This is a genomic window from Myxacorys chilensis (assembly GCF_059505265.1).
The window spans coordinates 1-8021 of record NZ_JCACKG010000135.1 but is presented as its reverse complement, the minus strand read 5'-3'; the positions used below and the strand labels follow the sequence as shown (position 1 = coordinate 8021).

8 protein-coding genes are annotated in these 8021 nt (G+C 47.5%); 6 read left to right on the top strand and 2 right to left on the bottom strand.

The genetic code is table 11. The features are described from left to right. Window positions 1-258, top strand: a 258-nt coding sequence (locus AC5JLB_RS10280; protein WP_495873738.1) for a hypothetical protein, incomplete at its 5' end; no start/stop codon positions are given. Window positions 259-851: 593 nt separating this feature from the next. Here the strand turns inward: AC5JLB_RS10280 and AC5JLB_RS10275 are convergent. After that, complete coding sequence (locus AC5JLB_RS10275; protein WP_495873737.1) at window positions 852-1427, bottom strand: thylakoid membrane photosystem I accumulation factor; 576 nt, start codon at window positions 1425-1427, stop codon at window positions 852-854. A gap of 79 nt (window positions 1428-1506) precedes the next feature. Next, window positions 1507-1821 (bottom strand): hypothetical protein, encoded by a 315-nt coding sequence (locus tag AC5JLB_RS10270; protein ID WP_495873736.1) that lies wholly within the window; start codon window positions 1819-1821, stop codon window positions 1507-1509. Window positions 1822-2117: 296 nt separating this feature from the next. On the opposite strand from AC5JLB_RS10270, the gene pruA reads away from it, so the two are divergent. The 5 genes from pruA (at window position 2118) to AC5JLB_RS10245 (ending at window position 8007) form a co-directional block, all read left to right on the top strand. Next, window positions 2118-5090, top strand: coding sequence for an L-glutamate gamma-semialdehyde dehydrogenase (gene pruA, locus AC5JLB_RS10265; protein ID WP_495873735.1), 2973 nt, complete (start codon window positions 2118-2120; stop codon window positions 5088-5090). 59 nt (window positions 5091-5149) lie between these two features. Continuing rightward, window positions 5150-5494: a hypothetical protein gene (locus tag AC5JLB_RS10260; RefSeq protein ID WP_495873734.1), complete on the top strand. Its 345-nt coding sequence runs from the start codon at window positions 5150-5152 to the stop codon at window positions 5492-5494. Window positions 5495-5547: 53 nt separating this feature from the next. Further along, a complete protein-coding gene (locus AC5JLB_RS10255; protein ID WP_495873733.1) occupies window positions 5548-6363 on the top strand; it encodes a GDSL-type esterase/lipase family protein in 816 nt (271 codons plus the stop codon). A gap of 78 nt (window positions 6364-6441) precedes the next feature. Next, window positions 6442-7656 carry a 4-hydroxy-3-methylbut-2-enyl diphosphate reductase gene (locus AC5JLB_RS10250; protein WP_495873732.1) on the top strand — a complete coding sequence of 405 codons (1215 nt, stop codon included), beginning with the start codon at window positions 6442-6444 and terminating at the stop codon, window positions 7654-7656. Window positions 7657-7662: 6 nt separating this feature from the next. Continuing rightward, on the top strand, window positions 7663-8007 hold the full coding sequence (locus tag AC5JLB_RS10245; RefSeq protein ID WP_495873731.1) for a hypothetical protein: 345 nt from the start codon (window positions 7663-7665) through the stop codon (window positions 8005-8007). The last annotated feature ends 14 nt before the right edge of the window (window positions 8008-8021 follow it).

Sequence of the window (8021 nt, the reverse complement as noted above, 5' to 3'; positions counted from 1 at the left end):
TCGCCTTTTAGCTTATTCAGCCCAACTTCACATAATTATCAACACAACCTAGCAAACTACCTTGCTGAAGTGTTGAAGCAGGTTAATTGGTATCCAGAATTGCTATACACAGTAGATATCTGTGAGTCGGAAGGGGAGCTATACATCCTAGAACTTGGTTCTTTTAGCTGTGCTGGAGAGTATGGGTGTGATTTGAGTTTGATCGTAGAGGTTGGTGCGAAGGCAGCTTGGGAAGACTACGAAGCAGTAAACAGTTAACTAGGATCGCTTACTATGCACCTCAAAATAATTTATTGCTGAGTCTCAAGAATGACTTTGAAGCTACTGTTCCAAGAGGACTCGCAGCATAACTATTATTGTGCTGTTTCTCCCATCATTCTAAAACCGATAGATAGGTGGAAGACTTCTACCCATCACTCCAGATTTGGTAGATAGACAGAAGCTTTCCGGCTAATACGCTGCTTGGGCGGGGTAAGTGGAAACGTTCTGCGTATTTTCAGGTTTAGTCTGGCTACGAGCGATCGCTTCAGTGGTTTTTCTGAACTTATTTCAAGTTGTTCAGATGATCTAATTTCGTTTGAGGGTAATTAGAAAACCAGAACTCAAAATCAAAAAAGTTCAACTCAAAATCAATAACTGTTTATAGCAAATTAGATTTCGCTTAAACGAAACTTATCTATCAGTTGGCAAAATCAAATAACGACAACTGTTAATCAAATAATGGGAACGGCTAATCAATATTGCAGTTCTCAAAATCAAGTTTAGAGATTTAAAAAGAGAGTTCCCCGACCTCTCTAAGAAATCGGGGAACTGTGCGACATCAAATTTTATCAGCCGTCAATGAGAGTCTTTTACTCTTTCACAAGCTCGGTGTTGATTTCATTGACAGCCCGCCGCTTGAGAGTGGCAGACTCTGATCGCGGCAACAAATCAAACACGTTCCGAAACACATCGTCGATCTGCTCAAAAGAAATTATTCCCGTTTCATTGAGAACCACCTTGCCCGACTGATCGAACACGACCGTTTGAGGTACAAAGCCTTTGTAGTAATAGCCTTCCTCGATCGGACTAAACTTATCCTTCACGGGCAACGAATCCACCCGAACCGCCAAAATATCGATCACGCGACCGTAGTAACCTTGGATGCGCGAAACATTCGTCGAGAAAACCTTGCAGTCGCGGCTGTCGTCAGTATAAAACACGAGCAGCGCGGGTTTACCTTGCTTTAGTGAGGTTGCTAACTTTACCTTTGGCGGCACAAGGGAACCGTTTCCAGCATAAAGCGCGAAGATGTCACCATCAAAACGATCGTCTTCTATCCCTGCTCGCGCCGAAGGAGTGAGAGAAAGAAGGGTTGCGATCGCAATTAAACTACAAGCAGCAAAAATCATCATTCGCCGCTTCCAAGCGTTCAGCCAAACATTCATAAGGATCGGGATACCATCTTCAACATGCAGCACTTTCCATTGTGAAGCATTATTGTGAACGATTCGCTTCCGATCTCTGCTACTTTTCTGGCTGACGGATGGTAAACGAAACGGGCTTTGGCGATTGCACAACGGATGAAACGGGCGGCGCTTGGGATGGATTTAGTTCTGAAGTCGGTTTAGAGACAGATGGTTCTGGAGATTTAGACCATTCGTTCAGCAAGCTAAAGGGCAGTCCGGCGCGTTTGTTGAAATTGGATGCGATCGCTAAAACTGCTCCGCCTAACACAAAAATAGGCAACGGCATCGTGAGATGTTGCGCCCACTGAAAAAATTGCGACAATCCAAATAACAGGATGAAGCACACGATTCCGAACTGAAACGTTGATCCCATAACGTATAAAGCCGTCCCTGCACAACTAGGACAATTTTAGTACATGCATCCTGATGTGCCAGCTTACAATAAAACTATCGCCTCAATATATGCATTTCATTTCTGATTTTAGTTATCAAACACTAACCTTCTCGAAATCGTGCGTTTACGCCATTCCATTCAGACCAGACAATAGAAAGGCTGATTTTAGAAAAACTACTTTTGTAACATCAGTAGCGGATGAGTGATTCCTCTAGCTCCTAGAGTCTTGAACGATTCCTCTACTCTCATTCCCCGCATTCTAGGAGACCCAAGCTATGGTGAGTCAGGCGTTCGATCCTCGCTACGAAGATCAAACTCAATCGATTGCTCGTCAACTGCTCAGCGCCACTCGTGAGTCGCGATCGCTGTTTGCCCGCTTCAAGGATCAATTGCAGTGGGATGACAAAATGCTCGGTTGGGCGATGAGCAATCCGGGCTTACGGGTACAGCTTTTCCGCTTCATTGACTGTTTGCCCGCGCTCCACAGCAAAGCCGAGATTGCTCGACATATGCAGGAATATTTGAGCGATGAAACGGTTGAATTGCCGTCTACCTTGAAGGGGATGCTGAATTTTGCGAATGCAGATTCGATGCCCGGACAAGTGGCAGCGACCACAGTTTCAACCGCCGTCCAAACCTTGGCGCACAAATACATTGCAGGAGACGACTTAAAGCAAATTCTTAAAACGGTCGAGCGATTGCGAAAAGAGAAAATGGCATTCACGGTTGACTTGCTAGGAGAAGCGGTCATTACCGAAGCCGAAGCGCAATCGTACCTTGATCGCTATTTAGACCTGATGGCGAAACTAACGGAGGCGTCTAAATCTTGGTCTACTGTGCCCGAAATTGATACGGCGGACGGAGAACTACTTCCCAAGGTGCAAGTTTCCGTGAAGCTGACAGCGTTTTATTCGCAGTTTGATCCGTTGGATGCCGAAGGCAGCGAAGCACGAGTGATCGAGCGGAGTCGCACCTTATTGCGTCGAGCCAAAGAACTCGGTGCGGCGGTTCACTTTGATATGGAGCAGTACGAATACAAAGATCTGACGCTCTCAATTTTGAAGCAGCTTTTACTAGAAGATGAGTTCCGCGATCGCTCTGATATTGGCGTCACCATTCAAGGCTACTTGCGCGACAGTCAACAAGACCTACAAGGCTTAATTGATTGGGCAAAACAGCGTGGTACTCCGATCACCATCCGACTCGTAAAAGGCGCATATTGGGATCAAGAAACGATCAAAGCCGTACAAAAAGACTGGGAGCAACCTGTTTTTAACGATAAGGCCGCAACCGATGCAAACTACGAAACCCTAACGGAGATGTTGCTGAAAAACCACGAGCATTTGTACGCCGCGATCGGCAGTCACAATGTTCGTTCTCAGGCACACGCGATCGCCATCGTCAAAGCCCTCAACATTCCCAAGCGTCGCGTCGAGTTCCAAACGCTCTACGGCATGGGTGACAAGCTCGCCAAAGCAATGGTTGAGCAGGGCTATCGAGTCCGCGTCTACTGTCCGTATGGTGAACTGATTCCGGGTATGTCTTACCTGATCCGGCGTCTGCTGGAAAACACCGCCAACAGTTCTTTCCTCCGCCAAAATCTAGAAGATCGTCCCGTTGAAGATTTGATCGCCCCGCCTCATCCGCTATCTGTGACCTCTGCTCCCTCTACTGTGACTCAGTTTCACAATGCGCCCGACACGGATTACGCTGAGACTGAAGCCCGCGATCGTATCTCCGCCACGATTCAATCCGTTCGTCAAACCCTCGGCAAAACCTACCTGCCGCTCATTGATGGGGAATACGTCGAAACCGAAGAGAAACTGGAATCTGTTAATCCGTCTCGCTCTAGTGAAGTGATTGGCGAGATTGGCATGATTGATGTTGAGCAGGCAGAAACTGCGATCGCGGCTGCCAAAACTGCCTTTTCCAGTTGGAGGAAAACGCCCGCTAGCGATCGGGTTGCCATTCTTCGTAAAGCTGCCACCCTAACTGCCGAGCGTCGTGATGAAATCATTGCTTGGATGGTGTTAGAGACGGGAAAACCTGTGAAAGAAGCCGATGCCGAAGTGTCTGAAGCGATCGATTTCTGCACCTACTATGCGGACGAAATGGAGCGGCTCGATGCGGGCGTCAGTTACAACTTTCCAGGAGAAACGAATCACTATCACTATCAGCCTCGTGGCATTGTGATCGTCATCTCTCCCTGGAATTTTTCCTTAGCGATTCCAATGGGTATGACAGTTGCAGCCCTTGTAACCGGAAATTGCGTCTTGCTTAAGCCTGCCGAAACCTCATCCATTATTGCTGCCAAAATTACAGAGATCTTGGTTGAAGCAGGTTTTCCCCGTGGCGTCTTTCAATTTGTGCCAGGAAAGGGTTCGACGGTGGGAGCGCATATGGTGAAGCACAAAGACACTCATATGATCGTCTTCACCGGATCTCAAGCCGTGGGCTGTCAGATTTACGCTGACGCTGCCATTCTGCAACCCGGACAGAAACATCTGAAGCGGGTTGTCGCCGAAATGGGCGGCAAAAACGCCATTGTGATTGATGAAAGTGCCGACCTCGATCAAGCGGTTCAAGGTGTGGTGCAGTCAGCGTTTAGTTATAGCGGACAGAAATGTTCTGCCTGTTCGCGAGCGATCGTCCTTGAACCAATCTACGACACCTTTTTAGCAAGACTGGTTGAAGCAACGCGATCGCTAAATGTTGGAATTGCTGAAGACCCCAGTACTCGCGTCGGCCCTGTTATTGATGACGAAGCCCAGCAACGGATCAAATCCTATATCGAAAAAGGACGCACCGAAGCTGAAGTTGCTCTCGAATTGCCTGCCCCAGATGGTGGCTACTTTGTCGGACCTGTCATCTTTGCCAACGTTGCATCTGACGCCAAAATTGCTCAAGAAGAGATTTTTGGACCTGTGCTTGCCGTGATGAAAGCCAAAACCTTCGGTGAGGCATTAGACGCCGCAAACAGCACACCTTACGCGTTGACTGGAGGACTTTATTCGCGCACACCCTCTCATATTGAGCAAGCCCAAACCGAATTTGAGGTTGGAAATCTCTATATCAACCGAGGCATTACGGGTGCGATCGTCGCTCGTCAACCGTTTGGCGGCTTCAAACTCTCTGGTGTTGGCTCCAAAGCAGGTGGACCTGATTATCTACTGCAATTCCTCGAGCCGCGAGTTATTACCGAGAACGTCCAACGGCAGGGATTTGCTCCAATTGAAGGAGCCGATTAACTGTCTAAAACGCGAGTTTTGAGCTATAAGGTGTGAGTTAGAGAATAGTCCGCAAATCTATGTCCCAATCCTCTGTTTCTTCTGAAGATCGTCTTGATCGCTTAGAAGCGATCGTCTCTGGAATTGGTTTAGTTCTAGCTCAGGTTGCTGACTGGCAGCGGGCCACTGCTCAAGAACAGCGCATTACCACCGACCATCAGCGTAGTACTGCCGAAAAACTGGATTTGGTTGCTGAGCAGCTGCGCCTGGTTGCCGAACAGCAACGCATTAATACTGAGCAAATCGCTTCCAATAGCGAACAAATTGATGCGAACAGCTATCAGATTGCCGCCAATGCCGAAGGGATTGCTGAACTAAAAATTTTGATGAGAGACTTCTTAGCAAATCAGGGTCGCAATGATTGATGCGGACTAAACCTTCTCACTCCAACACTCGGCTCAGTCGCTCTATCAAACCCGTGTCCAGACCTCCTTCTAGTGGGTTTCTCCTGTCTCTCATCGCAAATATTATTTTAGGAGTGACATTGCTAGTGTGGTTCTTTGGCGAGCGCTATGTAGACCAGTCAGATTCCGCTTTTCCCGAACCAAGTCCTGCTCAAGCGGCTTCAACCCACAAGGCTGTAAGTCAGCGTCTCAACTACGATCAGTGGCTTGAAATTCTGACGAAAGAAGCAAAAGCGGCGGTAAAAAACAAGCCCGATCGCTTAATGGTTTTAGCGGGTGATTCATTAAGTCTTTGGTTTCCGTCAGATTTACTACCCAATGAATACCTTTGGCTCAACCAAGCTATTTCTGGTGAAAATTCGACGGGATTATTAAGACGCTTAAAGATATTTGAAAAGACGAATCCTCAGGCGATCTTCGTCATGATTGGGATTAACGATTTGATGAAAGGAATTTCTGATCAAGAATTGCTCAATCATTATTCACAAATGCTGAAAGACTTGCGGCAAACTCACCCCGACTCAAAAATTGTGATGCAGTCGATTTTGCCCCGTGCCGATGAATCGATCGTCACTGCTGAGAGTCGGCAACAGTTGCTTAAAATTTCCAACGATCGCATTCGCACGATCAATCAAAAATTGGCAGCCATGACCCAGAGTGCAGGAGCAAGTTATCTCGATTTGCAGCCGATATTTGCGGATGAGCGAGGATTCCTCCGACCGGATTTGACCACAGATGGACTACATTTGAGTCAGCAAGGTTATCTTGTCTGGCGTTCTGCCCTTGAAACCTTCAATCAGATAACGGTAGAGAATCGACGCCCAAAATAGCTGTAATTTGAAGGAGTCCCTCTCAACGTTTATGATCAGGTTTGAGGGAACGTAGTGTGTTTGAGGGGCAAAGACTGGATGGATACCAAAGCGTTTAAGCGATCGCTCAATAGTTCTGACCATTATCACCGCAAAGGCTTTGGGCACGATGCCGAGGTCGCCGATGCGATGCAGTCGGAATACCAAAGCAATCTGGTTCAAGAAATCCGCGACAACAACTACGTTCTTAAACGCGGAGCGGTGACGATTCGGTTAGCCGAGGCGTTTGGCTTTTGCTGGGGCGTAGAACGAGCTGTAGCAATGGCGTATGAGACGCGCCAGCAGTTTCCAACCGAGAAAATTTGGATTACGAACGAAATCATTCACAATCCATCGGTCAATGAACGCCTGCGAGACATGAATGTGCAGTTCATTGAGGTTGTGAATGGTGAGAAAGATTTTTCGGGAGTCACCACCGGAGATGTGGTGATTCTGCCTGCATTTGGGGCAAGCATTCAGGAGATGCAGTTCCTTAGCGATCGCGGCTGCACGATTGTCGATACCACCTGCCCGTGGGTGTCTAAAGTTTGGAATACGGTTGAGAAACACAAAAAAGGTGATCACACCTCAATTATTCACGGCAAATACAATCACGAAGAAACGATCGCGACGAGTTCGTTCGCTGGAAAATATCTAATTGTTCTGAATCTCGATCAAGCTCAGTATGTCGCCGACTATATTCTCAACGGCGGCGATCGCGACGAATTTTTAGCAAAGTTCAAGAAAGCGTATTCTGAAGGATTCGACCCAGATGTAGACCTCGATCGCATTGGCATCGCAAATCAGACCACAATGCTGAAGGGAGAAACCGAGCAGATTGGTAAACTGTTCGAGCGGACGATGATGCGAAAATATGGCACTCATAACCTCAACGAACATTTTCTTAGCTTCAATACGATTTGTGATGCGACGCAAGAACGCCAAGATGCAATGTTTGATCTAGTCAAAGAAAAACTGGATTTGATGGTCGTCATCGGTGGCTACAATTCGTCAAACACGACTCATTTACAGGAAATCGCGATCGAGCGAAACATCCCATCTTTCCATATTGATAGCGATCAGCGCATTAAAGCAGGCAATCGCATTGAACACAAGCCGCTGCATCGCGACTTAGAAGTGGTGGAAAACTGGCTTCCTAAGGGAGAACTTGTAATTGGCATTACGTCTGGAGCCTCGACGCCCGATAAAGTGGTAGAAGCCGTTCTAGAGAAGATTTTTGCTCTCAAAGCTGCATCCCCTGCCCTGCAAGGATAATGCTGAATGAGTAGAAATGCGTTTCGTTTAAGTATGGGGGAACTGGAACTCTTGCTCCCCTCTCCCAAGTTTGGGAGAGGGGCAGGGGGTGAGGGCGAATCCTCTAACCGCAAAATCTTCTTTCGCTGCATCGTCTTCGCATCTCTGCTATTTCTACTCTGGACGCCTGCGACGCTTGCTGCTCCCTTAAGCGATCGCGTTGCTACCTTCCCCAACTGGCACTCTAAGCCTCCAGTCGAGCGTCCTAACCAAGATCTGAACTACCCCACTTGGATTGCTGGAACTTGGCAGGTTAAAAGCACTTTGATTGACTCAGATCTTGCACCATTCCTGATAAGCCTGACTTGGTAAAGACTTGAGAACAA

What these genes read in the sequence shown, in the direction of transcription:
- AC5JLB_RS10275 (WP_495873737.1), bottom strand. Translation starts at nt 1,427, where the DNA reads ATGAATGTTTGGCTGAACGCTTGGAAGCGGCGAATGATGATTTTTGCT.
- AC5JLB_RS10270 (WP_495873736.1), bottom strand. Translation starts at nt 1,821, where the DNA reads ATGGGATCAACGTTTCAGTTCGGAATCGTGTGCTTCATCCTGTTATTT.
- pruA (WP_495873735.1), top strand. Translation starts at nt 2,118, where the DNA reads ATGGTGAGTCAGGCGTTCGATCCTCGCTACGAAGATCAAACTCAATCG.
- AC5JLB_RS10260 (WP_495873734.1), top strand. Translation starts at nt 5,150, where the DNA reads ATGTCCCAATCCTCTGTTTCTTCTGAAGATCGTCTTGATCGCTTAGAA.
- AC5JLB_RS10250 (WP_495873732.1), top strand. Translation starts at nt 6,442, where the DNA reads ATGGATACCAAAGCGTTTAAGCGATCGCTCAATAGTTCTGACCATTAT.
- AC5JLB_RS10245 (WP_495873731.1), top strand. Translation starts at nt 7,663, where the DNA reads ATGAGTAGAAATGCGTTTCGTTTAAGTATGGGGGAACTGGAACTCTTG.